Origin of the sequence: Erwinia sp. LJJL01 (assembly GCF_047300805.2) — a bacterium.
Classification (GTDB): Bacteria; Pseudomonadota; Gammaproteobacteria; order Enterobacterales; family Enterobacteriaceae; genus Erwinia; species Erwinia aphidicola.
Genome location: NZ_CP178576.1, coordinates 981,126 through 1,006,281, shown reverse-complemented (window position 1 = coordinate 1,006,281; position 25,156 = coordinate 981,126). Strand labels below are relative to the sequence as shown.

The window sequence follows — 25,156 nt, the reverse complement described above, 5'->3', positions numbered from 1 at the left end:
ATGTCTGAAGCATCAAGCTGCCGCTACCTGATCCCGGGATTAGATCGCGGGTTGCAGCTGCTACTCGCCTTCGGCGCGCAGCAGCGCGAAATGACCTTCGCCGAGCTACACCGGCTGGTCGACATGCCAAAAGCCAGCGCTTACCGCGTGGTGCAGACTCTGGAGCACCTTGGTTTTTTACAGCGTAACCCGCGTAACAACACCTTTACTCTTGGCATGATGGTGCTGCGGCTGGGGTTTGAATATATCGCCTCGCTGGACGTAGCGCAGGCGGGGCAGCCGGTGATTGAGCAGCTGCGCGACCGCAGCCTGTGCAACAGCCATCTGGCGATTCGCGATGGGCGCGATCTGATTTATATCGCCCGCGTCAGCGCCGCAGGTGCGCGGATTAATCAGGTTAGCGTCGGTTCACGGCTGCCGGTTCACTGCACTTCCCTCGGCAGGGTGCTGCTAACCGATCTGAGCCGCAGCGATTTTGAACAGCTCTATCCGGAGCCGCTGATTGAAGGCGCAGCCCAGGTGCCATCCCAGGATCGTGAAACGCTGTGGGAGATGGTACAGCAGGACAACCAGCGCGGTTATGTGATTGGTGAATCCTTCTTTCGTCCGGGGATTTCGTCGATTGTTTACCCGATCTTCGGGCCCAGAAGTCGGGTGGCGGCAGTGGTCAGCATCATGGTGCCAATGCATGAAATTCCGGCCGCTGACCGCAGGCATTTGCAGCAGCTGGTGGCCGATGCCGCGCTGAAAATCTCCGGCTTGTTAGGGCATCACGCCCAGGCTGGCTAACCCAATAACTGCGTAAATTTTTCAGGCGCTTAATTGCGTCGGGGATCTCTACGTCCAGATTCGTCATTTTGAACAAAAAAGAGGCAGAGAGCATGCGCGTAACTGGAATTGAAAAGCTGGAATTTGGCGTTGAAGACCCGCCACTGTGCAGCAAGTTCATCCGTGATTTTGGCCTGTCGCCGGTGAACGGCAGCGATCGTCTGTTTCAAACGCTGAGCGGCGCACAGGTTGAATTCAGCCCGCTGGACAATCCTGACCTGCCAGTGCCCTTCGAAGCAGGCTCCACCCTGCGGCGCGTCACCTGGGGCGTACGAGACGCAGCGGCACTGGCCGCCATTGCGCAGAAAATGCGTGACCAGCCCAGTTATCAGGAGCGCGGCGGGGCGCTGTACTGCACCGATCCTAATGGTATGGCGCTGCGTATTGTTGTCCGCCAGCAGCGAAAGGTTGAGCTCGATGTTCCGGGCATCAACCAGTGGGACGATATTCGCCGTATCGACCAGCCCAGCCCGGTCTATTCCCAGGCTACGCCAATCAATATTGGTCACGTGGTGTTTTTTGTTAGCGACCTGGCGCAGACGGAGAAGTTTTATCGCGAAGTGCTCGGCTTCGAGATTTCTGACCGCTATATCGATCGCGCGGTCTTCCTGCGGGCTCAGCAGCGCGGTGGCCATCACACCCTGTTTTTACTGCAGCTGCCGAATGGTAAACGCGGTTTGAACCACGTGGCGTTCACCGTGCGCGATATCCATGAAGTGGTCGGCGGTGGGTTGGCGATGAACAAACAGCACTGGAGCACCTTTATTGGCCCCGGCCGCCATCCGGTCTCTTCCGCCTATTTCTGGTACGTCAACAGCCCGGCTGGTGGTGCGTTTGAGTATTACACCAACGATGACTGGCTGACGGAAAACTGGCAGCCGCGTGAGCTGGAGCACTCGCTGGTCTCCTTTACTGAATGGGCGGTAGAAGGGGGTATCGACTACACCACCCGCCGCCAGCTTAAGCGTGAGGAAGCGCTATGAGCGCCGGGATCGTCATTATCGGCGGCGGGCAGGCGGCGGGCTGGGCGGCAAAAACCCTGCGCGATGGTGGCTACGACCAGCGTATCAGCGTGGTGGCCGACGAGCCGTGGGACTTTTATGAGCGACCGCCGCTGTCGAAAAGTGTGCTGTTGCAGGATGAGGTCGCCCTGACTCGCCTGTTTAGCGAGCCCGTGCAGGCAGCACTCGATCTCAGCTGGTATCGCCCGCTGCGCGCCGAACAGATCCTGCGCGGGCAAAAGCGCGTGCTGCTCAGCGATGGTCAGCAGCTGGCCTACGATCGGCTGCTGATTGCTACCGGCAGCCGTCCTCGCCTGCCGGGGCGCGAGTGGCATAACCATCCCCGTATTCACAGCTTACGCAGCTGGCAGGACGCCATCTCGCTGAAAGCCGGGCTCAACGACTGTCAGCACCTGGCGGTGGTTGGCGGCGGCTGGATTGGATTAGAAATTGCCGCTTCTGCCCGCAGCAAAGGTATTGCCGTCACGCTGTTTGAACGGCAGCCCGCGCTGTGCCAACGCAGTATTGACCCGGCGGTGTCGGCGGCGCTGCTGGCGCTACATCAGCGGCACGGGGTGCGGCTGCATCTCGACTGCGGTGAAATCGTACTTCATCAACAGCACGATCGGCCACAGCTGAGCTGCGCGAGCAGCGAAGCCGAAACCTTTGACCGCGTGGTGGTGGGGATTGGGATTGAGCTAAATCTTGAACTGGCGCAGCAGGCCGGGCTTGAGGTGGCGAATGGCATCGTAGTGGATGCCCGCGGGCAGACCAGCGATCCGGCAATTTTTGCCATCGGCGATGTGGCGCGCCATCCGCAATACGGTATCTCGTTGCAGTCCTGGGCCTTTGCCCAAAATCAGGCCATTGCTACCGCGCAGGCCCTGCTCGATCCGCAGGCGGCAGGCTATGGCGAGATCCCCTGGCTATGGTCGGATCAATACGACGTCAATATTCAGATCCTCGGCCTGCCCGGTGACGCGGGAAGGACGATTGTCCGGCCGCAGCCCGGAGGTGGGCTGTGGTTCCGTCTGGGAGCGGACAGCCGTCTGCAGCAGCTGGTGGCGTTTAACGATGCGCGCAGCATTAAGCTGGCGAAGCGCTGGATGCTGGCTCAGCGCCAGCTGGATGCGGCGCAGCTGGCTGACCCCGACTTTTCACTGATGTCGTTACGGTAAGCGGAGATCGGGCAGATGAGTACTCTTGAACACCCACCGCTTACGGTCGCTCAGCAGGCTGAAACGGTTCGCTGGTCGATCCCGCTGGCACTGTTTGCCTGCGTGCTGCTGGCCTTTTTTGACAAGGTGAGCATTGCCGCCCTGTTTTCTGACGTGCAATTTCAGCAGGCGATGGGGCTGAGTTTTGACACCACCCGCCTGGGGCTATTAATGAGTGCCTTTCTGCTCAGCTATGGCTTCTCCTCGATGCTGCTCAGCGGGCTGGGCGACCGCATCAACCCGCAGCGTTTACTGGTGGGCATGATGCTGCTCTGGTGCCTGCTGATGGTGGCGATGGGCTTCTGTCACTCCTATCGGACCATGCTGGGATTGCGCATCGCACTGGGCGTGGCGGAAGGGCCGCTGTTCCCGCTGGCATTTGCCGTGGTGCGCAATAACTTCCAGCAGCACCTGCAGGCGCGCGCCACCATGCTGTGGCTGCTGGGAACGCCTATCGGTGCCGCCATCGGTTTTCCGCTCTCGCTGTTTATTCTCGGCCACTTTGGCTGGCAGAGCACCTTCTGGTTTATGGCTCTGCTGACGCTGCCTGTGGTGGGCTGGATTTGTCTCGCGCTACGCAATATTCGCCGCGGAATGACGGCGACGCGCAGCAACGCTCAGCCGCGCAAAGCGGCACGTGCGCTGCTCTATCGAAACGGTCACTTCTGGCTTATCTGCCTGTTCAACATCACCTATCTCACCTACCTGTGGGGCATTAACGGCTGGCTGCCCAGCTATCTGGTGGAGGGGCGCGGCATTCATCTGCGGGATGTGGGCTGGCTCTCTTCGCTGCCGTTTATCGCCATGCTGGCAGGCGAAGGGGTGGGGTCCTGGCTCTCTGACCGTGCCGATCGCCGTGCGCTGGCCTGTTTTATCTCTCTGGGGGGCGCGGCAATCGGCCTGCTGGCAGTGCTGCATCTCCAGCAGCAGGGGGGCGTGATTGCTGCCATGAGCTTCAGCACATTTATGTGGGGCGCGGGGGCGCCGAATATCTTTGCCCTGCTGGCAAAAGCCACGCCACCCAACGTTAGCGCGGCCGCCGGCGGTGTGTTTAACGGGCTGGGGAATTTTGCCGGCGCGCTGGCACCGCTACTGATGGGGGCAATAATCGCCGAATCTCACAGCATGGACAGCGGCCTGCTGTTTCTGGTGGTGGTGGCCGCAGCGGGCTGCGTGCTGTTACTGCCGATCCTGAAACGTTACTGAGGAGTATCAACCATGTCAGAAAGCATCACTAAAGCTGCCGTTAAACCTGCCAACCTGTCAATGGATGAGTGGGTGGAGTCGCGCATTGCACGTTTTTCCGGGCGTAAATATGACTGGAGCGCGCTGAAATTTCAGGCCGACTTCGACCCGAAATATCGCCGCGCTCAAATGCGCTATATCGGCACCGGAGCGACGGGCGTGTCCAGCGACAGCAACACCGTTCCTGCTGAGCATTTCACCTTCTCAACCATGGTGCTACCGGCGAAAAGTGAAGGCCCGCTGCATCTGCATGACGATGTGGAAGAGGTATTTTTCATGCTGAAAGGCTGCATCACGCTGATGATCAAAGAGGGCGACAGCTACTGCGAAACGGTGCTCAACGAACGTGACCTGATCTCGGTTCCTGCCGGCATTTACCGCGGCCTGTTTAACCATGGCGAGGAAGAAGCGTTGATGTGCGTGATGCTGGGCACCGCGAAACCGCATATCCCGACCTATCCGCACGATCACCCGCTGGCTAAGGTGAAACGTCAATGATCCAATGGTGGGAGACCGGAAATGGACCGGCGCTGGTGCTGCTGCACGGCATCAGCTCCGGCAGCGGCAACTGGCATAAGCAGCTAAATAACAGCGGCCTGCAGCAGTGTTGCCACATGCTGGCGTGGGATGCGCCGGGTTACGGGCAGAGCCAGCCGCTCACTCACCCCCATCCCACCGCCGCGCTGTATGCCGATATGCTGGCGCAGATGCTGGATGATGCCCATATCTCACGGGCGGTGGTGGTCGGGCACTCGCTGGGGGCGCTGATCGGCAGCGCGTTCGCCGCGCGCTATCCACAGCGCGTTACGCGTCTGGTGCTGGCCGATCCGGCGCAGGGCTACGGCAGCGCCGCGCCGGAGCAGCAACGCCAGGTGCTGGAACAGCGGGAACAGCAGCTGGCTGGCGGGCTGAAGACGCTGGCCGACGACCGTGCTGCGCATCTGCTGCGCCCGCGGGCTGACGAGCGCGATATTGCCACGGTGGCGGCGGGAATGCGGCGGCTAAATCGGGCGGCATATCTCCAGGCGGCATCCATGCTGGCCACGGAGGATATCCATCACTGGCTGGCGGATATTCACTGCCCGACAGAGGTGTGGTGCGGTGAGCAGGATGAGATTACGCCGCCAGCACGGGTGCGTGAGCTTGCGCGCCGCTGGAGTCTGCCTTACCTGACGATCCCGACTGCCGGGCATGCCTGCTATCTCGATAATGCGGCTTTTTTTAATCGCCAGCTGCAGCGTATAACGGAGGCCGAAAATGAACCTGCAAATTAACGGGCGCGTGGCGGTGGTTACCGGGGGGTCCTCCGGCATCGGCTTCGCCACGTTACAGCTGTTACTGGAAGCCGGCGCCAGAGTGGCCTTCTGCGGGCGCGATACGGCGCGACTGGCCAGTGCGCAGGCTGCGCTGCGGGAGCAGTTCCCCGATGCCGATATGCTGGCGCACCACTGTGATGTGCTGGTGCAGGAGCAGGTTGAGCGCTTTGCGCTGGCGGTCAGCAAACGTTTTGGCGCGGTGGATATGCTGATTAACAACGCCGGGCAGGGCTATGTGGCGAACTACGCAGACACGCCGCGCGATGCCTGGCTGCAGGAAGCCGGGCTGAAACTGTTTGGCGTGCTCAACCCGCTGCAGGCATTTTTGCCGTGGCTGGAACAGTCGGATATGGCTTCGGTGACCTGCGTCAATTCGCTGCTGGCACGCCAGCCGGAGGAGCACATGATTGCCACCTCTGCGGCGCGGGCTGCGCTATTGAACATGACGCTAACGCTGTCGAAAGATCTGATCGCTAAAGGTGTTCGGGTGAATTCGATCCTGCTCGGCATGGTGGAGTCCGGCCAGTGGCGGCGGCGCTTTGAGCAGCGGGAAGATCGCGATCTCAACTGGGAGCAGTGGACGACTGCGCTGGCCCGGCGGCGCGGGATCCCGCTCGGCAGGCTTGGCAAGCCGGAAGAGGCGGCCCGCGCGCTGCTGTTTCTCGCCTCGCCGCTGGCTTCTTTCACTACCGGGGCGGCGCTGGATGTCTCAGGCGGCTTTTCCCGCCAGCTATGAGGGTAAATGATGAAAAAGATCATGCTAATCGGCTTTGGTGCCATGGCCCAGGAAGTCCTGGCGCGGCTGCCGCAGGGCGTTGAGCCTGGCTGGATAGTGGCGCGGGAAAGCCATCATGCGGCGATCCGCGATCGCTTTGGCGCTCGGGTTGCCGCACTGACTTCTCCCGCAGCCTGTGACGGGCAGCCGCAGCTGGTGTTGGAGTGCGCCAGCCAGCAGGCAGTCGTCGAATATGCTCAATATGTTCTGCTGCGCGGCTGGTGGCTGGCGGTGATTTCTACCGGCGCGCTGGCGGATGAGTTACTGCATCAGCGCCTGCTGGCGGCCTGCCATAGCGGGGAGGGACGGTTGATCCCGCTTTCTGGTGCCGTCGCCGGGCTGGACGGGCTGGCTGCCGCGCGCGAGGGCGGATTGGATCATGTGATCTATCAGTCGTGTAAAAGCCCGGCCAGCTGGCGGGGTAGCCATGCAGAAACGCAGATAGACCTGATGGCGGTCAGCGAACGTCAGGTGTTCTGGCGCGGCAGCGCGCGTGAAGCTGCACGACTGTTCCCGGCTAACGCCAATGTGGCGGCAACCATTGCTCTGGCTGGGATTGGGATGGACCAGACGCAGGTTGAGCTGATGGTTGACCCGACAACGCAGCGCAATACCCATACGCTACAGGCGGCGGGAAAGTTCGGCGATTTGTACCTGGAACTTCGTGGTTACCCGCTAAGCAGCAATGCGAAAACCTCCATGCTGGCAGCACTCAGTGCCGTACAGGCCTGCCGTCAGCTGCTCTATCTCTAAGGAATCCTGATGGAAACGTTAAAGCTGTACCTGGCCGGCGAGTGGCGCGAAGGGCGCGGTGAGCGTTTTTGCAGCACTAACCCGGCCGATGGATCGGTTAATGCCTGGCTGCATGCCGCCAGCCTGGACGATGTTGAGCTGGCCGTTAACGCGGCCGAGCGCGCCTGGCGGGCGCCGCAGTGGCGGCAGAGGCTGCCACACCAGCGTGCCGCGATCCTGCATCGTGTGGGTGAGCTGATTACGCAACGGCTGGAGGCACTGGCGCAGCTGCAGACGCGCGACAACGGCAAACCGCTGGCGGAGACGCGCGGGCTGGTCGCCAGCGCTGCCGCAACCGCCCACTATTTTGCGGCCGTCTGTGAAGTGATGGAGGGGGAGCTCCCGCCGCCGCGCAGCAACGACTTTATTACTCTCAGTCGCTATGAGCCGATCGGCGTGGTGGCGGCAATCACGCCGTGGAACTCACCGATTGCCAGTGAGATGCAAAAAATTGCCCCGGCGCTGGCGGCAGGCAATGCCGTGGTGCTGAAACCGGCGGAAGCCACGCCGCTGATGGCGCTGGAGCTGGCCGCGCTGTTTGAGCAGGCCGGGCTGCCGCCGGGGCTACTGAGCGTACTGCCGGGCAAAGGCTCAATAGTCGGGGAAGCGCTGGCGCGTCATTCACTGGTGAAGAAGATCTCCTTTACCGGTGGAACCCGCACCGGGCAGCGGCTGGCGCATATCGCGGCGGACAAACTGATCGGCACTTCGCTGGAGCTGGGGGGGAAATCCCCGACCATTGTGCTGGCCGACGCCGATATTGAGCAGGCCGCACGCGGCATTTGCTACGGTATTTTCAGCTCTGGCGGGCAGGCGTGCATTGCCGGATCGCGGCTGTTTATTCATCGCGCGCTCTACCCACGACTGATCGACAGACTGCTGCAGTTAACGGATGGCCTGCGTCTTGGCGACCCATTGCGTCCCGGCACCCATATTGGCCCGCTGATCGGCCCCGAGCATCGCCAGTCGGTGATGGACTATGTGGCGCTGGCGCGGGAAGAGGGTGGCGAGATTTTGTGCGGGGGAGAGATCCCTGCCGATCCGGCGCTGGCGAAAGGTAACTGGTTCCAGCCGACGATTATCGCCGGGCTGAATAACGCGGCAAGAGTGTGCCAGGAGGAGATCTTCGGCCCGGTGCTGGTGGTGATGCCGTTCGATGATGAGCAGCAGCTGATAGCGCAGGCCAATGATTCGATCTATGGCCTGGCGGCCGGCATCTGGACGCGCGACATCCCTTATGCCTTGCAGCTTGCCGATCGGCTGGAGTGCGGAACGGTGTGGATCAACACCTACAAAGTCTTTTCGATAGCCACGCAGTTTGGCGGTTTCAAGCAGAGTGGGCTTGGGCGCGAAAAGGGGCTGCAGGGCATTAAGGCCTGGATGCAGCAGAAGAGCATCTATCTGGCTATGACCCCGGCAATTAACGCCTGGAGTGACTAACTATGGAACGGGAAGTAGCGATGAGCGAAATGATAACGGTGGGTGAAGCGCTGGCGCGGACTCTTGAGTTATACGGGGTTAAAACGCTGTATGGGATTATCTCTATTCACAATTTACCAATTGCCGATGCCATCGGCCAGCGCGGGAGGCTGCACTTTGTTCCCGCTCGCGGCGAGGCGGGTGCGGTGACCATGGCTGATGCGCACGGCAGGTTCAGCGGGTTGGGCGTAGCGTTAACCAGTACCGGTGCCGGAGCGGGCAATGCGGTGGGATCGCTGCTCGAAGCGATGAACGCCGGTACGCCTCTGCTGCATCTGACGGGGCAGGTTGAGAAGGCATATCTTGATGCCGACAGCGGATTTATTCACGAAGCCCGCGATCAGCTCGGGCTGCTGCGCAGCAGCGGTAAAGCCGCGCTGCGCGTGCACTCGCCGCAGCAGGCGGTGGCGCTGCTGCACCGGGCAATTCAGATAGCTCAGACGCCGCCGTGCGGTCCGGTTTCGGTTGAGATCCCGATAGATATCCAGAACAGCCTGATACCCGACTCGCTGGTGACGACGCCGGTCGCTCCTCTTTCTCCGCCAGCGCCGCCGGAAAGCGTGATTGCCGCACTGGCGGAAAAGGTGAAACGTGCCAGCCGCCCCCTGCTGTGGGTCGGCGGCGGAGCATCAGGCTGTAGTGAGGCCATAAGAAAACTGGCCGATGCCGGGTTTAGGGTGATCTCCAGCGCGCACGGTCGCGGTATTTTACCGGATGCTCATCCGCGCAGCCTGCGCGCATTTCACAACTCTTCTGCGGTGGAAAGCGTGATGGCAGAATGTGACTTAACGCTGATCGCCGGTTCGCGCCTGCGCAGTAATGAGACGCGCAGCTGGACCCTGACGCTGCCACAGCCGCGGGTGCAGATTGATATCGACCCGGCAGCGGCCAGCCGAAATTATCTGGCGGATGAGGTGCTGAACTACGACTGCCGTGCGCTGCTGAATGCACTGGCACAGCGCCTGTCACCGGTCAGTGATGTGGCGGGCGATCGTCAGATTGCGCAGGCGGTAGCAGAAGCGGAGCGTGAACTGCGCGCGCAGTGCGGAGTGTATGCCGGGCTGAACGATGCCGTTGCCGCCGCGCTGCCTGCGCAGGGGATTCTGGTGCGTGATATTACCGTTTCCGGCAGCGTCTGGGGCAGCCGTTTACTGCGTGCCAACGGTGCCTTAGCCAATATTCATTCGCTGGCGGGGGCAATCGGGATGGGGCTGGCGATGGCGATTGGCAGCGCGCTGGCCAATCCGCAGCGTAAAGTGGTTGGTCTGGTCGGAGACGGCGGGCTGGCACTGGGCGTCGGCGAGCTGGCGACGCTGGTACAGGAGCGGGCTAACGTGACGCTGCTGGTGATGAACGACGGAGGTTACGGCGTGATGCGTGGCATTCAGGATAAGTATTTTGGCGGGCGGCAGTATTACAACGAACTGCACACGCCGGATTATACCCTGCTGGCGCAGTCGATGGGGATGCAGGCCTGGAGCATCAGCGATGCCGCCATGTTCAGCAGCGTGCTGGCGGAAGCGATAGCGATGCCGGGGCCAACGCTGGTGGAGGTTAAAATGAGCGAAATCGGACCATTGCATTTTGCCGGTCCGCCGCAGAAAACCTTATATTAATGATTCGGGGCGGGCATGCCCGCCCCCTGCCGCGCCCGGAATTACTTACCGGCCGCGATACGCTCTTTGATATGGTCGGCGCGCGCCTGAGAAGCCGGATGCGAGTCAAACATGCTGCTTTCGTGCGTGCCTTCCAGCTTGGCCAGCTTCTCGAAACTGGTCACCAGACCCTGCGGGTTGATGTTGCGTTTTTTCAGCAGATCAAACGAGTAGTCATCGGCCTGTGATTCCTGGCTCTGGGAGAACTGCGCGTTCACCAGTTTTTCACCCAGGTCACCCAGCTGCGACTGAGACAGCGAAGCGGCAATACCGCCAGCAGAAGCGGCCGCGGTGCGGATAGCGGTGGTGGAGTAAGCCAGCTGCATCGCTTTGCGCGAGTGGCCCAGCGCGACGTGGCCCATTTCGTGGCCCAGCACACCTTCCACTTCATTATCGGTCATCATATCCATCAGGCCGCTGTAAACGCGGATGCAGCCGTTTGCCATCGCCCACGCGTTGACATCTTTGGTGACGTAGACTTTGTAGTTAGCCGGCGTGCCGTTGATATTGTCGCCCAGCGCAGCGGAGATCTTCTTCAGGCGTTGAGCATAAGTGCTGCTGGCGGGAGCAATCTGCGCTTCGCTGTCCATCTGCTGACAGGATTTTTCGCTCAGCTCTTTAACCTGCGCATCGCTCAGGGTAGCAGCCTGGTAAGCCTGCGCGCCTGACTGCATCAGGGCATTGCTGTCAAAATTCTGACAGCCGGAAACTAATGTCGCGAGTGCGATCGCGCTAACAGAAATACGTTTCATCATTCCAGTTCATCCATTTAGGTAACAAGGTATAGAAATCAAAAAGTTGTCAATTTATGCTGGGCGAATTATTGCCAGCGAAACCGGAGTTATAGCCTTTGCTGGTATAAATGCATAGCACCACTGCTCCGAAAGGGCCACTAATGTGACTTTTTTTACATCCTGCGCCATGTACATGTTACCCGTGTTTCATGTACATTGATTGTCGACTTTCCTTCGGCTTTGCCTGATAACTCATTCATTACAATAGGTTAAGGACGGCGAAGCGTTAAATCCGACCTGGAGTAGAAAATGTCTTCTCGTAAAGAGCTTGCCAACGCCATTCGCGCATTGAGTATGGATGCGGTGCAAAAAGCCAAATCCGGCCACCCGGGCGCCCCAATGGGCATGGCCGATATCGCCGAAGTTCTGTGGCGTGACTTCCTGAATCACAACCCGACTAACCCGCTGTGGGCAGACCGCGACCGCTTCGTGCTGTCAAACGGCCACGGCTCAATGCTGATCTATAGCCTGCTGCACCTCAGCGGTTACGATCTGCCAATCAGTGAACTGGCTAACTTCCGTCAGCTGCACTCCAAAACCCCAGGTCACCCTGAATACGGCTACACCGTAGGCGTGGAAACCACCACCGGTCCACTGGGCCAGGGTATCGCCAACGCGGTCGGTTTTGCTATTGCAGAACGCACGCTGGCCGCGCAGTTTAACCGTCCGGGCCACGATATTGTTGACCATAACACCTACGTGTTCATGGGCGACGGCTGCATGATGGAAGGCATCTCGCACGAAGTGTGCTCGCTGGCGGGTACGCTGAAGCTGGGTAAACTGGTCGCGTTCTATGATGACAACGGTATCTCCATCGACGGCCACATTGATGGCTGGTTCACCGATGACACCGCGCAGCGCTTCGAGTCTTACGGCTGGCACGTGGTGCGCGGCGTGGACGGTCATGATGCGGACGCGATTAAGAAAGCGGTGGAAGAAGCCAAAGCGGTGAGCGATAAGCCTTCCCTGCTGATGTGCAAAACGGTTATTGGCTTCGGTTCGCCGAACAAAGCCGGTACTCACGACTCCCACGGTGCGCCGCTGGGCGATGAAGAGATTGCACTGACCCGTAAGCAGCTGGGCTGGAACCACGCGCCGTTTGAAATTCCTTCAGACATCTATGCACAGTGGGACGCGAAAGAAGCGGGCCAGGCGAAAGAAGCTGCATGGGACGAGAAGTTTGCTGCCTACGCTAAAGCCTTCCCGGAGCTGGCCGCTGAGTTCAAGCGCCGCATGAATAACGAGCTGCCGGCAAACTGGGCTGCTGAGTCGCAGAAGTTTGTTGAACAGCTACAGGCGAACCCGGCGAAAATCGCCAGCCGTAAAGCGTCACAGAATGCCATCGAAGCCTTTGGCAAACTGCTGCCGGAATATCTGGGCGGCTCCGCTGACCTGGCGCCAAGCAACCTGACGATGTGGTCTGGTTCTAAGCCAATCAACGAAGATGCAGCGGGTAACTACATCCATTACGGCGTGCGCGAATTCGGTATGACCGCTATCGCTAACGGTATCACCCTGCACGGTGGTTTCCTGCCGTACACCGCGACCTTCCTGATGTTTGTCGAATATGCCCGTAATGCGGTGCGTATGGCTGCACTGATGAAGATCCGTCAGGTGATGGTCTATACCCATGACTCTATCGGTCTGGGCGAAGATGGCCCAACTCACCAGCCGGTAGAGCAGCTGGCGAGCCTGCGCGTGACGCCGAACATGAGCACCTGGCGCCCGTGTGACCAGGTTGAGTCGGCGATTGCGTGGAAATATGGCATCGAACGTCAGGATGGCCCAACTGCGCTGATCCTGTCGCGTCAGAACCTGGCACAGCAGGATCGTACCGCTGAGCAGCTGGCTAACGTTGCGCGTGGTGCTTACGTGCTGAAAGATTGCGACGGTACGCCGGAGGTCATCTTCATCGCTACCGGTTCAGAAGTTGAGCTGGCGGTGGGCGCTTATGAGCAGCTGACTGCTGAAGGCCGTAAGGCGCGCGTGGTTTCCATGCCGTCTACTGATGCCTTCGACAAGCAGGATGCCGCTTACCGTGAATCGGTGCTGCCGAAAGCTGTCAGCGCGCGCGTGGCGATTGAAGCCGGTATCGCAGATTACTGGTTCAAATACACCGGCCTGAACGGTGCCATCGTCGGTATGACCAGCTTCGGCGAGTCTGCACCGGCCGAGAAGCTGTTCGACCTGTTTGGCTTCACCGTGGATAACGTGGTCGCTAAAGCGAAAGCGCTGCTGTAATCACGCAGCGGGCGAGGCATGCCTCGCCTCAGGATGTTATAGCGTAGGGGGCGGGCATACCCGCCCCTTTTTTGTTCCCACCGATAAATTCTAAATTTGTGACGTAGATCCAAACTTACGCGCCGCAATTGATCCCAGTCATTCCTATTATTCCTGACTTCTATTATTCTGGCTGAAGCGTTTCAGTTGTCAGTGGGCCCTGTTATTTTCGCCGACCATTCGATAAGAATCTGCTGTACAAATCGCCACGGCTGGCTCAGGCTAATTGTCCGATTTTACGGTGAATTCTGGTGCAGGAGTAATATGACGGTTCGCATTGCCATAAACGGGTTTGGTCGCATTGGGCGCAATGTTTTACGCGCGCTGTACGAGACCGGGCGACGTGCTGAAATTACGGTCGTCGCCATCAATGAGCTGGCGGACGCCGCGGGCATGGCACATTTGCTGAAATACGATACCAGCCACGGGCGATTCGCCTGGGACGTGCGTCAGGAGCGCGACCTGCTGACGGTAGGGGATGACACCATCCGCCTGCTGCATGTGGCAGAAATCGAGCACCTGCCGTGGCGAGAGCTGAATGTTGATGTCGTGCTTGACTGTACCGGCGTTTATGGCAGCCGTGCCGATGGTGAAGCCCACCTGCACTCTGGGGCGAAAAAGGTGTTGTTCTCTCACCCGGGCGGCCACGATCTGGACGCCACCGTGGTTTACGGCGTGAATGAGAAAGCGCTGCTGCCGGAGCATTTGCTGGTGTCGAATGCTTCCTGTACCACTAACTGCATCATTCCGATTATCAAGCTGCTGGATGATGCCTGGGGTATTGAGTCCGGCACCGTCACCACGATTCATTCGGCGATGCATGACCAGCAGGTGATTGATGCTTATCACCCGGATTTACGGCGCACCCGCGCTGCCAGCCAGTCGATTATTCCGGTCGACACCCGACTGGCCGCCGGCATTACGCGTATTTTTCCGAAATTTAACGATCGCTTCGAAGCGATTGCGGTGCGCGTGCCGACCATCAACGTGACGGCCATTGACCTGAGCGTCAGCGTGCGTGATGCGGTAAAGGCATGTGAGGTCAACGCCCTGCTGCAAAGTGCGTCAGAAGGGGCATTTAGTGGTATAGTTGACTATACGGAATTACCGTTAGTCTCGATAGATTTTAACCACGATCCGCACAGTGCCATAGTGGACGGCACGCAGACGCGGGTCAGCGGTCAGCACCTGATTAAGACTTTAGTCTGGTGCGACAACGAATGGGGCTTTGCTAACCGGATGATTGATACCACGTTAGCGATGGCCGCAAGCGGTTTCAGGTAGGGCGCGGTTTGCGCCTGTAAAACTTAAGAGTTAAACGAGAGGATTCACCATGTCTGTAATTAAGATGACCGATCTGGATCTTGCTGGTAAACGCGTACTAATTCGCTCCGATTTAAACGTGCCAGTGAAAGAAGGGAAAGTGACGTCTGATGCACGAATTCGTGCTTCATTGCCGACCATCGAAGCGGCCCTGAAGCAGGGCGCAAAAGTGATGGTAACCTCCCACCTTGGTCGCCCGACCGAAGGTGAATACAACGAAGAGTTCTCACTGCTGCCGGTAGTGAACTACCTGAAAGATAAGCTGGGCGCGGAAAACGTCTCCCTGGCGAAAGAGTACCTCGACGGCGTTGAGCTGGAAGCCGGCAAGCTGGTGGTCCTGGAAAACGTTCGTTTTAACAAGGGCGAAAAGAAAGACGACGAAGCGCTCTCTAAAAAATACGCGGCCCTGTGCGACGTCTACGTGATGGACGCCTTCGGCACCGCGCACCGCGCACAGGCTTCAACGCACGGCGTGGGTAAATTTGCCCCAATCGCCTGTGCTGGCCCGCTGCTGGCCAACGAACTGGAAGCGCTGGGTAAAGCCCTGAAAACCCCTGCACGCCCAATGGTGGCAGTGGTTGGCGGTTCAAAAGTCTCCACTAAGTTTGACGTGCTGAACTCGCTGGTGAAGATTGCTGACACCGTGATTGTTGGCGGTGGTATTGCTAACACCTTCGTGGCTATCGACAACAACGTCGGTAAATCACTGTACGAGCCAGATTTCGTTGAAGCGGCGAAAAAACTGCGCGATGAGTTCAAAATCCCGGTTCCTACCGACTCTCGCGTCGGCACGGAATTCTCTGAAACTGCACCGTCTACCGTGAAGAAAGTGTCTGAAGTTCAGGACAATGAAGAGATCATGGACTTCGGTGATGAAACCGCAGAAGCAATGGCTAAGCTGTTGAAAGAAGCTAAAACTATTCTGTGGAACGGCCCGGTTGGCGTGTTCGAATTCCCTAACTTCCGTAAAGGCACTGAAATCGTTGCTAAAGCGATTGCAGACAGTGACGCATTCTCCATCGCTGGCGGCGGTGATACGCTGGCGGCCATCGACCTGTTTGGTATTGAAGATAAAATCTCCTATATCTCTACCGGTGGCGGTGCATTCCTCGAGTTCGTGGAAGGCAAAACTCTGCCTGCGGTTGCCATGCTGGAAGAGCGTGCGAAGCAGAACTAATTAATCCTCAGTGCGGGGTGTTTGATGCCCCGCGTGAGATCTGAATCCTTTAATACGACCGAAGAAACAGGACAAGCTAACATGTCTAAAATTTTTGATTTCGTAAAACCAGGCGTTGTCACCGGTGACGACGTTCAGAAGATCTTCAAAGTGGCGAAAGAGAACAAGTTCGCCCTGCCAGCAGTTAACTGCGTGGGTACTGACTCCATCAATGCCGTTCTGGAAACCGCTGCGAAAGTAAAAGCACCGGTCATCATTCAGTTCTCCAACGGTGGCGCTGGCTTCATCGCCGGTAAAGGCCTGAAATCAGATAAGCCACAGGCTGCTGCTATCTTTGGCGCAATCTCTGGCGCACACCACGTGCATCTGATGGCTGAACATTACGGCGTGCCGGTTATCCTGCACACCGACCACTGCGCGAAGAAACTGCTGCCGTGGATCGACGGCCTGCTGGAAGCGGGTGAAGCTCACTTCGCCAAAACCGGTAAGCCACTGTTCTCTTCTCACATGATCGACCTGTCTGAAGAGTCGCTGGAAGAAAACATCGAGATCTGCAGCAAGTACCTGGCGCGCATGGCGAAAATCGACATGACCCTGGAAATTGAACTGGGCTGCACCGGTGGTGAAGAAGATGGCGTGGACAACAGCCACATGGACGCTTCCGCGCTGTACACCCAGCCAGAAGACGTTGATTACGCTTACACCAAGCTGAACGCCATCAGCCCACGTTTCACTATCGCTGCTTCATTCGGTAACGTGCACGGCGTGTACAAGCCAGGCAACGTGAAACTGACCCCGACCATCCTGCGTGATTCTCAGAAATACGTCAGCGAAAAACACGGTCTGCCAGTGAACTCTCTGGACTTCGTATTCCACGGCGGTTCCGGTTCATCTGCGGCTGAAATCGAAGAGTCTATCGGTTATGGCGTGATCAAAATGAACATTGATACCGATACCCAGTGGGCAACCTGGGACGGCATCCTGCAGTACTACAAAAAGAACGAAGGTTATCTGCAGGCGCAGCTGGGCAACCCGGAAGGCGCTGATAAGCCGAACAAGAAGTACTACGATCCACGCGTATGGCTGCGTGCTTCCCAGTCTTCAATGATTGTTCGCCTGGAGCAGGCATTTAAAGAACTGAACGCGGTCGACGTACTGTAATTCAGCTTCTGCTCAAAAAAGGCCCTGAGGGGCCTTTTTTTATGCAATCAATTCGGAATGTTCAGGTGATTTCGTGACTTGTTTGGCAAAACTGCAATTTTTTGCATACCCTTAACGGCATCGGCTGCCGCTTGCTGGCAGAGTTTTGAACGCCCTTTTGGGCAACAACGGGATCAGTTTATGGACGATTTAAATGTAGTTGGTGGTATTAACAGTGCCGGGGGCTGGCTGGTGCGCAATCAGGCGCTGCTGCTGAGCTATGCAGTCAATATCGTGGCTGCCCTGGCAATCATCATCGTCGGGATGATCGTCGCACGCATTATCTCCAACGCGATTAACAAAGTGATGCGTGCGCGCCATATCGATGCCACGGTGGCTGACTTCCTGTCGGCTCTGGTGCGCTATGGAATCATTGCCTTCACCCTGATTGCCGCGCTGGGCCGCGTGGGTGTGCAGACTGCTTCGGTAATTGCCGTTCTGGGTGCTGCCGGCCTGGCTATCGGCCTTGCACTGCAGGGCTCGCTCTCAAACCTGGCGGCCGGAGTCCTGCTGGTCACTTTCCGTCCGTTCCGCACGGGTGAGTTTATCGATATTGGCGTAATGGGCACTGTGCAGAACGTGCAGATCTTCTCCACTACCCTGAAAACTGCCGACGGCAAAATCGTGGTGGTGCCTAACGGCAAAATTATCGCCGGTAACATCGTTAACTTCTCGCGCGAGCCGGAGCGCCGTAACGAATTCATCATTGGCGTGGCCTACGATGCCGATATTGATCAAGTGCTGACCCTGCTGCGTGAGGTGGTTGATGCGGAGCCACGCGTACTGCAGGAGCGCGGCGTGCAGATCGGCCTGAACGAGCTGGCGGCCTCTTCCGTCAACGTGGTGATCCGCTGCTGGAGCAAAGCGGGCGATCTGCAGAACGTGTACTGGGATCTGATGAAGAACTTCAAGCGCGCGCTGGATGCTAAAGGGATCGGTATTCCTTATCCGCAGATGGACGTGCACCTGCATCAGGTCAAAGCGCCTGAAGCCGAAACGGCAAAAGCGGAGTAATGCTTTCCGGGTCAGCCAGTCACAGGGCTGACCCTTTATTAGATTTTCTTATTAACCATTAATTTTTTCCATTTCCACTAATAATGCCCGCGCTATACACTTGCCGCCATCGTTATCCGGTGAGGGCTTTCCTGTGTTATCTGTTTTCCTTCAAGGTGTTGCCATGGGCGCAGCGCTGATTTTACCGCTCGGTCCGCAAAATGCGTTCGTGATGAACCAGGGCGTGCGACGTCAGTATCATCTGATGACGGCGGCACTCTGCACGCTGAGCGATATCGTGCTGATTTGCGGTGGGATTTTTGGCGGTAGCGCCTTGCTCAACCAGTCACCGCTGATGCTTAATCTGGTGACCTGGGGCGGTGTGGCCTTCCTGCTGTGGTACGGCTTTGGTGCCCTGCGCACCGCGTTTAGCGGCGATGTTGATCTCGCGTCGGCTAAGGCGTTAAAGCAGGGGCGCTGGCGTATCGTGGCGACAATGATGGCCGTCACCTGGCTCAATCCGCATGTCTACATTGATACCTTTGTGGTGCTTGGCAGCCTGGGCGGACAGCTGCCTGAAGAAGCGCGCCGCTGGTTTGCGCTCGGCTCCGCCAGTGCCTCGGTGGTGTGGTTCTTCGGTCTTGCCCTGCTGGCCTCCTGGCTGTCGCCGTTGCTCAACACCCGCCGAGCCCAGCGCATCATCAACCTGCTGGTCGGGCTGGTTATGTGGGCCATCGCCCTCAAACTGGCACTGCAGGCCCTCTCTTTCCTCTGACGGGAACTTCACTCCAGGAATTGATGTCATAGCGTGAGCGGTTATCACGCACTAAAATATGCTGAACCGTTGCTCTGAGACGGAACAATTCGCTGCCGCAGCGCTTTTCTGCGGCAGCTGCTCATACGAAGCCGATGAAATACCCCATGGAGGAAGCAGTGAAGCTGACTAAACTGGCCCTGGCCGCAATGATTGGATTGGGAACGCTGCCATTAGCTGCGCAGGCAGACGAGTTACCTAATGGCCCGCACGTGGTGACGTCCGGGCAGTCCAGCGTCGATGCCACCCCGGATATCGCCACGCTGGCTATCGAAGTGAATGTTTCCGCGAAGGATGCGGGCGAAGCGAAGAAACAGGCGGACAGCCGCGTCCAGCAGTATTTCGACTTCCTCGATAAGAACGGTATTGAGAAGAAAGATATCAACGCCGCCAACCTGCGGACCCAACCTGAATATGACTACACCAAAGATGGCAAATCGGTGCTGAAAGGCTACCGTGCGGTGCGCCAGGTGCAGGTAACGCTGCGCAAGCTCGATAAGCTTAACGATCTGCTGGATGGTGCGCTGAAGACGGGCCTGAATGAGATCCGTTCAGTGGAGCTGGGCGTGGCCAATCCTGAAGAGTATAAAGCGAAAGCGCGTAAAGCCGCGATCGAGGATGCCACCAGGCAGGCAGGCGAACTGGCGCAGGGCTTTAACACCCAGCTTGGCCCGGTTTACAGCATCCGTTATCACGTGGCGAACTATCAACCCATGCCGATGGCGCGCATGTATAAAACCGCAGATGCCGCCCCGATGACGTCTGCCGCGCAGACCTACGAGCAGCAGAGCATTCACTTCGACGACCAGGTTGACGTGGTGTTTGAATTGCAGCGTAATCCTTAATCTTGCACGGGCCGATCGGAAAAGAAGATCGGCCCCTACAAATGCCCGGCATGCGGTCATTCCGCATCCTGACGCAGCACGCGATGGCCGTGCGCCAGCAGCGCATCGGTCACTTTACGCATCAGCCGGCTTTCCGGCGCGAAGCGATGCCAGTAGAGCATGCGGCGCTGCAACAGCCCCGGGGTCAAGTCAATCAGTTCACCTTCCGCCAGTTCACGCTCAATTTGCAGGTGTGGGATCATACAGCAGGTCGTTCCCTGACGCGCCAGCTGCACAAAGGCTTCCGACGAGTTAACGATATGGCACGGTACGCTGCCCGGCGACAGGTCAAAGTTCTGCTGTAAAAATGCCTGATGCATATCGTCCAGATGGTCAAAGGCGACCGCCGGGGCTTTCAGCAGCGCGGAGCGCGTGACGCCATTGGGGAAGTAGCGGGCGGCAAACTCTTTTGAGCCGACGAACAGGTAGTCCAGCGCGCCCAGCTGATCGACCAGACAGCTCGGTAACGGCTGCGGCTGAATACTGATTGCGCCGACCACTTCACCGCGACGCAGGCGTTCCTGCGTGCGCGTCTCATCTTCCACCTGAATGTTCAAACGCACCGGCGAATCCGTCAGTACGGTTTTCAGCGCCGGTAACAGCCAGGTTGCCAGGCTGTCGGCGTTGACCGCCAGCGACAGCAGCAGGGGAGTGGTGCCGCCGTTATCATCGCCCAGCCACTCCTCTTCCAGCAGCTCGACCTGGTGCAGCAGCGCCAGCAGTTTTTGCCCCTGTTCTGTCGGACGCGGTGGTACGGTGCGCACCAGCAGCGGCTGTCCGAACATATTCTCCAGCTGCTTAATGCGCTGGGAAACCGCAGACTGGGTAATACAGAGCTTTTGTGCTGCACGTTCAAAGCCGCGCTCGCGAATCACTGCATCCAGCGCCTGAAGCGTTCGATAATCCGGGCGTTTCATCAGTCGTTCTACTCTCTTTCAGGTGTGGAAGTTGCACTATGCCATATTTTACGCATTTTGCGCCGTGCTAACCTCACTTTATGAATCAACCACTTTGTGGGCTGTGTTCCAATCCTGCCAATCAAATGCCGCGCATAGCGGTTTTTTTTTGCAGCCTTGCTTTATACTACGCGCACACAATGCAGCACAGGTTTTAAACATACCATGACGCAGGATGAACTGAAAAAAGCCGTTGGCTGGGCAGCGCTTGATTACGTCACGCCGGGCACGATTGTTGGTGTGGGCACTGGCTCGACCGCCGCACACTTTATTGATGCGCTGGCCTCGATTAAGCATCAGATCGAAGGGGCTGTTTCCAGCTCTGAAGCCTCCACCGCGAAGCTGAAAGAGTACGGCATTCCCGTTTTTGACCTTAACGAAGTCGACCAGCTGGCGGTGTATGTTGACGGTGCCGATGAGATCAACCGCCAGATGGAGATGATAAAAGGCGGCGGTGCGGCGCTGACGCGCGAGAAGATTATCGCTGCGGTGGCCGATCGCTTCATCTGCATTGCGGATGCCTCCAAACAGGTTGATGTGCTGGGCAATTTTCCGCTGCCGGTTGAGGTGATCCCAATGGCGCGTGCCTATGTGGCACGGGAACTGGTTAAGCTCGGCGGGCTGCCGGAGTACCGTCAGAACGTGGTGACCGACAACGGCAACATTATTCTCGACGTGCATAATCTTAAGATTATGGAACCGATTAAGCTGGAAGCCGCGATCAATGCGCTGCCAGGCGTGGTCACCGTAGGGCTGTTTGCCGCGCGCTGTGCTGACGTGGCGCTGATTGGTACGCCGGATGGCGTGAAGACCATCAAAAAATGATCTGTCCGGCGCCCACGCGGCGCCAGATATTTTTTGCCAAAAAACATCTTTTCTTTTGCAGGCTAAATTTGGTGACTTATGTCACATTGTGCCTGCCTGCCGCACTATCCTCCTGGTCGTGCGCATTGCACCATGATTTTCTATCGCTTTGTTCTGGCTCAGAGCATCGCCGTGCTGAGCGTCAGGCAATCGTTTGTATTGCCGCAGGCGTAAATTTTGTTATTTTGACAGAAGGCTGGCTTATATCAGCCATCATTGAAGTCTGCTAAATAGGGTCGGGAAATGGCAAAAGTATCACTGGAGAAAGACAAGATTAAATTCCTGCTGGTGGAAGGCGTGCATCAAAGCGCCATCGATAACCTGCGCTCTGCTGGTTACACCAACATTGAATTTCATAAAGGCGCACTGGACAGCGAAGCGCTGAAAGAGTCCATCCGCGATGCACACTTCATCGGGATTCGATCGCGCACCAACCTCACCGAAGAGATCTTCGCGGCGGCGGAAAAGCTGGTTGCCGTCGGTTGCTTCTGCATCGGGACCAACCAGGTTGATCTGCATGCCGCTGCTATCCGCGGTATTCCGGTGTTTAACGCACCTTTCTCCAACACCCGATCCGTAGCTGAACTGGTTATCGGCGAACTGCTGCTGATGCTGCGCGGCGTGCCTGCGGCTAATGCCAAAGCGCACCGTGGCGTCTGGCACAAGCTGGCGGTAGGTTCGTTTGAAGCGCGCGGTAAAAAACTCGGTATCATTGGCTATGGCCATATCGGTATGCAGCTGGGCGTGCTGGCGGAAAGCCTTGGTATGCACGTCTTCTTCTACGATATCGAAAGCAAACTGCCACTGGGCAATGCGACCCAGGTGCAGCATCTCTCCGACCTGCTGAATATGAGCGACGTGGTAAGCCTGCACGTGCCGGAAACGCCGTCGACGCAGAATATGATGGGAGCGGAAGAGCTGGCGCTGATGAAGCCAGGTGCGCTGCTGATTAACGCTTCACGCGGCACCGTGGTCGATATCCCTGCGCTGTGCGAAGTGCTGGCGAGCAAGCATCTGGCCGGCGCGGCGATTGACGTGTTCCCGGAAGAGCCAGCGACCAACAGCGATCCCTTCCTGTCACCGCTGTGCGAGTTTGATAACGTGATCCTGACCCCACACATTGGAGGTTCAACTCAGGAAGCGCAGGAAAATATCGGTATTGAAGTGGCGGGCAAACTGGCGAAATACTCTGATAACGGCTCAACGCTGTCAGCGGTTAACTTCCCGGAAGCCTCGCTGCCAATGCACGGTGCTAATGCCAGCCGTCTGATGCACATTCATGAAAACCGTCCAGGCGTGCTGACGGCTATCAACCTGATTTTCGCCGATCAGGGCATCAACATCTCAGCCCAGTATCTGCAGACCACACCGCAGATGGGTTATGTGGTCATTGATGTTGATGCGTCGCAGGATGAAGCCGACAAAGCGCTGCAGCTGATGAAAGCGATACCGGGTACCATTCGCGCCCGTCTGCTTTACTAAATGCTATAGGGGCCGATCTTCTTTTCGATCGGCCCCGGGCGGTGTTTGACACCGCCGCAATCAATCACCACTGCCAGATCTTCGACGGCGTAATCAGCGCCGGTAACGGGATATCCCACTTCGCCACTGGCAGCTTCTCGACCTGCTGACAGTCATGCGCCAGCCCCACGGGCAAAAAGCCATGCTGCTGCCAGTTCTGCAAGGTGCGGTCGTAAAATCCGCCACCCATTCCCAGACGTTGCCCTTCGGCATCAAACGCCACCAGCGGCACCATCAGCACATCCAGCTCGCTTAACGGCAGCAGACGACGGATATCCAGCGGCGGCTCCGGGATGCGCAGGCGGTTAATCTTCAACTCGGTATGCTCGTCATAGCGCAGGAAAAGCAGCTGGCCCGCAGAAAACGGATGCAGCACGGGCAGATAGACCTGCTGTTTGCGCTGCCAGAGCTTGGCAATTAACGGACGGGTATTGAGTTCACCATCTACCGACAGAAACAGCGCAATGTTTTTTGCCTGCTGCAGCGGGGCAAAATTGAGCGCGTGTTCGGCGACCTGCACGGCGGCAAGCTGCTGCTGCTCATCACTGAGTTCGCGCCGCAGGTGGCGGACGTGGGTGCGGATATCCTGACGGTCGAGAAGATTGAGGCTCATTTTCTGGCAACTCCATGTGCGGATGGTGTTTTCAGATTGCCGGGTAAGGCTGGGAGTGTAAATGCCAGAAAGAAGGGGAGATCTTAAAAAATGGGGATCTCCGAGATGCCGCCGCAGGCTGTAACCCTTGAACCCATGGTTCAAGGTGAGTATGCCGTCGTAACCATCAGGCTTCTCGGACGGACCGAGCTTGCGCACAGGTTACAGAGCGTCACACTCTGTTTGGTATTAATTATCGGCTCAGGGGACGGGCCCGCTTGCAAACATCTCAGAGAATTTTTTACTTCACCGTCACTCTATCATAGCTAACGTTGAAGTGTTATTCGAACTTAGAACCAGTGCGTTCAGTTATGCGACCCTGCTCAAGCAATGCCTGTTCAATGGTCTGCTGCAGCATGCGAATACGCTGCTCCATGTTGGACGCATAGTCACGAGTTTTGACTTTTTCCTGCGCCAGTTCATGGCAAATATTGAGTGCGGCGATGAAAACCAGCTGCTCAGTATTTGTGACTCTAGTGCGAACTTTTAAGTCTTGCAACCGTTGATTGAGGTCCTCGGCGGCCAGGTTCAGCGCATCTTGCTGTTCCGGCGGACAATTTACTCGTAATGAACGGCCAAAAATTTGAATATCTACCGGTTGTGCAGACATGCCACCTTCCTGACTGATTACTGCGCCCGCAATCACCCTTACCACTCAATGGCTTGGGAGGGGCGCCACTATAACTACCCCTAATAGAAGAAACAACCCCTTTCTGGAATCGTTGAGGCACCTGGTGGTAGCATATCACGAACTAAACTCGCCAACGACGGCCAAAACGTATGTCACTAACTAACACAATGCCGGGCTATGACCAGCTGGCCTCAGTACTGACGCAGCAGGGAGTCGGAATGACCCCTGCCGAAATGCACGGCCTGATCAGCGGATTGATCTGTGGCGGCAACCAGGACAGCAGCTGGCAATCGCTGGTTCACGACCTGACTAACGAGGGCATGGCGTTTTCACAGACGCTGTCACTGCCTTTGCAGCAGCTGCACGAAGCGACGGGCAACTCGCTGGAAGATGAAGGCTTCCTGTTCCAGCTTTACCTGCCTGAGGACGATGATATCACTGTGTTTGACCGCGCCGATGCGCTGGCGGGCTGGGTGAATCACTTCCTGCTCGGCCTTGGCGTCACGCAGCCGAAGCTCGACAAAGTGAAAGGGGAGACGGGAGAAGCCATCGACGATCTGCGTACCATTGCCCAGCTGGGCTATGACGAAGACGAAGATGAAGAAGAGCTGGAGCAGTCGCTGGAAGAGGTGATCGAATACGTGCGCGTAGCGGCCCTGCTGTGCCACGACACCTTCACCCGTGTCGTGCCTACCAATGTGGTAATGAAAAAGCCAACGCTGCACTAAACTGTCGCTACTCAGCGGTTTAATGGAACAG

24 protein-coding genes and 1 other RNA gene are annotated in these 25,156 nt (G+C 57.7%); 20 read left to right on the top strand and 5 right to left on the bottom strand.

Translation table 11 applies throughout. The annotated features are described in order from the left end of the window. The 10 genes from ACLI4M_RS05455 to ACLI4M_RS05410 all read left to right on the top strand — a co-directional run bounded on the left by ACLI4M_RS05455 (position 1) and on the right by ACLI4M_RS05410 (position 10,269). Complete coding sequence (locus ACLI4M_RS05455; RefSeq protein WP_133622810.1) at positions 1-789, top strand: IclR family transcriptional regulator domain-containing protein; 789 nt, start codon at positions 1-3, stop codon at positions 787-789. Positions 790-881: 92 nt separating this feature from the next. Continuing rightward, positions 882-1,811, top strand: a complete 930-nt coding sequence (locus ACLI4M_RS05450) for a VOC family protein (RefSeq protein ID WP_133622811.1) — start codon at positions 882-884, stop codon at positions 1,809-1,811. Continuing rightward, the gene (locus ACLI4M_RS05445) at positions 1,808-3,007 is read left to right on the top strand and encodes an FAD-dependent oxidoreductase (protein WP_133622812.1); all 1,200 of its coding nucleotides are present in this window, start codon (positions 1,808-1,810) and stop codon (positions 3,005-3,007) included. Before ACLI4M_RS05450 ends, ACLI4M_RS05445 begins: the two co-directional genes overlap by 4 nt. Positions 3,008-3,022: 15 nt before the next feature. Continuing rightward, the gene (locus ACLI4M_RS05440; RefSeq protein WP_133622813.1) at positions 3,023-4,252 is read left to right on the top strand and encodes an MFS transporter; all 1,230 of its coding nucleotides are present in this window, start codon (positions 3,023-3,025) and stop codon (positions 4,250-4,252) included. 12 nt (positions 4,253-4,264) lie between these two features. Further along, on the top strand, positions 4,265-4,789 hold the full coding sequence (locus ACLI4M_RS05435; RefSeq protein WP_048918401.1) for a cupin domain-containing protein: 525 nt from the start codon (positions 4,265-4,267) through the stop codon (positions 4,787-4,789). Then, positions 4,786-5,565, top strand: coding sequence for an alpha/beta fold hydrolase (locus ACLI4M_RS05430; protein WP_133622814.1), 780 nt, complete (start codon positions 4,786-4,788; stop codon positions 5,563-5,565). Before ACLI4M_RS05435 ends, ACLI4M_RS05430 begins: the two co-directional genes overlap by 4 nt. Further along, complete coding sequence (locus ACLI4M_RS05425; RefSeq protein ID WP_048918399.1) at positions 5,549-6,343, top strand: SDR family oxidoreductase; 795 nt, start codon at positions 5,549-5,551, stop codon at positions 6,341-6,343. The genes ACLI4M_RS05430 and ACLI4M_RS05425 overlap by 17 nt, the downstream gene beginning before the upstream one ends. A gap of 9 nt (positions 6,344-6,352) precedes the next feature. Then, positions 6,353-7,135 carry an aspartate dehydrogenase gene (locus tag ACLI4M_RS05420; RefSeq protein WP_133625012.1) on the top strand — a complete coding sequence of 261 codons (783 nt, stop codon included), beginning with the start codon at positions 6,353-6,355 and terminating at the stop codon, positions 7,133-7,135. 9 nt (positions 7,136-7,144) lie between these two features. Continuing rightward, on the top strand, positions 7,145-8,614 hold the full coding sequence (locus tag ACLI4M_RS05415; protein ID WP_133622815.1) for an aldehyde dehydrogenase: 1,470 nt from the start codon (positions 7,145-7,147) through the stop codon (positions 8,612-8,614). A gap of 20 nt (positions 8,615-8,634) precedes the next feature. Further along, positions 8,635-10,269, top strand: coding sequence for a thiamine pyrophosphate-binding protein (locus ACLI4M_RS05410; protein WP_133625013.1), 1,635 nt, complete (start codon positions 8,635-8,637; stop codon positions 10,267-10,269). A 41-nt stretch (positions 10,270-10,310) separates the two neighbouring features. Here ACLI4M_RS05410 and ACLI4M_RS05405 read toward each other — a convergent pair whose 3' ends face one another. Then, positions 10,311-11,063 (bottom strand): M48 family metallopeptidase, encoded by a 753-nt coding sequence (locus ACLI4M_RS05405; protein ID WP_048917237.1) that lies wholly within the window; start codon positions 11,061-11,063, stop codon positions 10,311-10,313. A gap of 288 nt (positions 11,064-11,351) precedes the next feature. Here ACLI4M_RS05405 and tkt point away from each other — a divergent pair, with 288 nt between their 5' ends. The 7 genes from tkt (at position 11,352) to ACLI4M_RS05370 (ending at position 19,734) form a co-directional block, all read left to right on the top strand. After that, positions 11,352-13,343 carry a transketolase gene (gene tkt, locus ACLI4M_RS05400; RefSeq protein WP_099753471.1) on the top strand — a complete coding sequence of 664 codons (1,992 nt, stop codon included), beginning with the start codon at positions 11,352-11,354 and terminating at the stop codon, positions 13,341-13,343. Positions 13,344-13,646: 303 nt separating this feature from the next. Beyond that, a complete protein-coding gene (gene epd / locus ACLI4M_RS05395) occupies positions 13,647-14,666 on the top strand; it encodes an erythrose-4-phosphate dehydrogenase (protein ID WP_133622816.1) in 1,020 nt (339 codons plus the stop codon). A gap of 49 nt (positions 14,667-14,715) precedes the next feature. Beyond that, positions 14,716-15,882, top strand: coding sequence for a phosphoglycerate kinase (pgk, locus tag ACLI4M_RS05390; RefSeq protein WP_099753472.1), 1,167 nt, complete (start codon positions 14,716-14,718; stop codon positions 15,880-15,882). Between the two features lie 81 nt (positions 15,883-15,963). Beyond that, a complete protein-coding gene (fbaA, locus tag ACLI4M_RS05385) occupies positions 15,964-17,043 on the top strand; it encodes a class II fructose-bisphosphate aldolase (RefSeq protein WP_048917233.1) in 1,080 nt (359 codons plus the stop codon). A 180-nt stretch (positions 17,044-17,223) separates the two neighbouring features. After that, the gene (gene mscS, locus ACLI4M_RS05380; protein ID WP_133622817.1) at positions 17,224-18,096 is read left to right on the top strand and encodes a small-conductance mechanosensitive channel MscS; all 873 of its coding nucleotides are present in this window, start codon (positions 17,224-17,226) and stop codon (positions 18,094-18,096) included. Positions 18,097-18,229: 133 nt separating this feature from the next. Continuing rightward, positions 18,230-18,850 (top strand): arginine exporter ArgO, encoded by a 621-nt coding sequence (gene argO / locus ACLI4M_RS05375; RefSeq protein WP_133622818.1) that lies wholly within the window; start codon positions 18,230-18,232, stop codon positions 18,848-18,850. A gap of 146 nt (positions 18,851-18,996) precedes the next feature. Continuing rightward, positions 18,997-19,734, top strand: a complete 738-nt coding sequence (locus ACLI4M_RS05370; RefSeq protein WP_413449781.1) for an oxidative stress defense protein — start codon at positions 18,997-18,999, stop codon at positions 19,732-19,734. A 56-nt stretch (positions 19,735-19,790) separates the two neighbouring features. On the opposite strand, the gene ACLI4M_RS05365 is transcribed toward ACLI4M_RS05370, so the two are convergent. Next, entirely contained in the window at positions 19,791-20,690 is a 900-nt protein-coding gene (locus tag ACLI4M_RS05365; protein WP_133622820.1) for a LysR family transcriptional regulator ArgP, read from the bottom strand. A 204-nt stretch (positions 20,691-20,894) separates the two neighbouring features. Here ACLI4M_RS05365 and rpiA point away from each other — a divergent pair, with 204 nt between their 5' ends. Further along, complete coding sequence (gene rpiA / locus ACLI4M_RS05360) at positions 20,895-21,554, top strand: ribose-5-phosphate isomerase RpiA (RefSeq protein ID WP_048917229.1); 660 nt, start codon at positions 20,895-20,897, stop codon at positions 21,552-21,554. 282 nt (positions 21,555-21,836) lie between these two features. Beyond that, positions 21,837-23,075 carry a phosphoglycerate dehydrogenase gene (gene serA, locus ACLI4M_RS05355; protein ID WP_048917228.1) on the top strand — a complete coding sequence of 413 codons (1,239 nt, stop codon included), beginning with the start codon at positions 21,837-21,839 and terminating at the stop codon, positions 23,073-23,075. A gap of 64 nt (positions 23,076-23,139) precedes the next feature. Here the strand turns inward: serA and ACLI4M_RS05350 are convergent, their stop codons facing one another. The 3 genes from ACLI4M_RS05350 to zapA form a co-directional block, all read right to left on the bottom strand. Continuing rightward, on the bottom strand, positions 23,140-23,727 hold the full coding sequence (locus ACLI4M_RS05350) for a 5-formyltetrahydrofolate cyclo-ligase (RefSeq protein WP_048917227.1): 588 nt from the start codon (positions 23,725-23,727) through the stop codon (positions 23,140-23,142). Positions 23,728-23,820: 93 nt separating this feature from the next. Beyond that, a non-coding RNA gene (gene ssrS / locus ACLI4M_RS05345) (6S RNA) lies at positions 23,821-24,005 on the bottom strand. A 41-nt stretch (positions 24,006-24,046) separates the two neighbouring features. Continuing rightward, on the bottom strand, positions 24,047-24,376 hold the full coding sequence (gene zapA, locus ACLI4M_RS05340) for a cell division protein ZapA (RefSeq protein WP_048917238.1): 330 nt from the start codon (positions 24,374-24,376) through the stop codon (positions 24,047-24,049). A 170-nt stretch (positions 24,377-24,546) separates the two neighbouring features. On the opposite strand from zapA, the gene ACLI4M_RS05335 reads away from it, so the two are divergent. Then, positions 24,547-25,125 (top strand): YecA family protein, encoded by a 579-nt coding sequence (locus ACLI4M_RS05335; RefSeq protein ID WP_048917226.1) that lies wholly within the window; start codon positions 24,547-24,549, stop codon positions 25,123-25,125. The last annotated feature ends 31 nt before the right edge of the window (positions 25,126-25,156 follow it).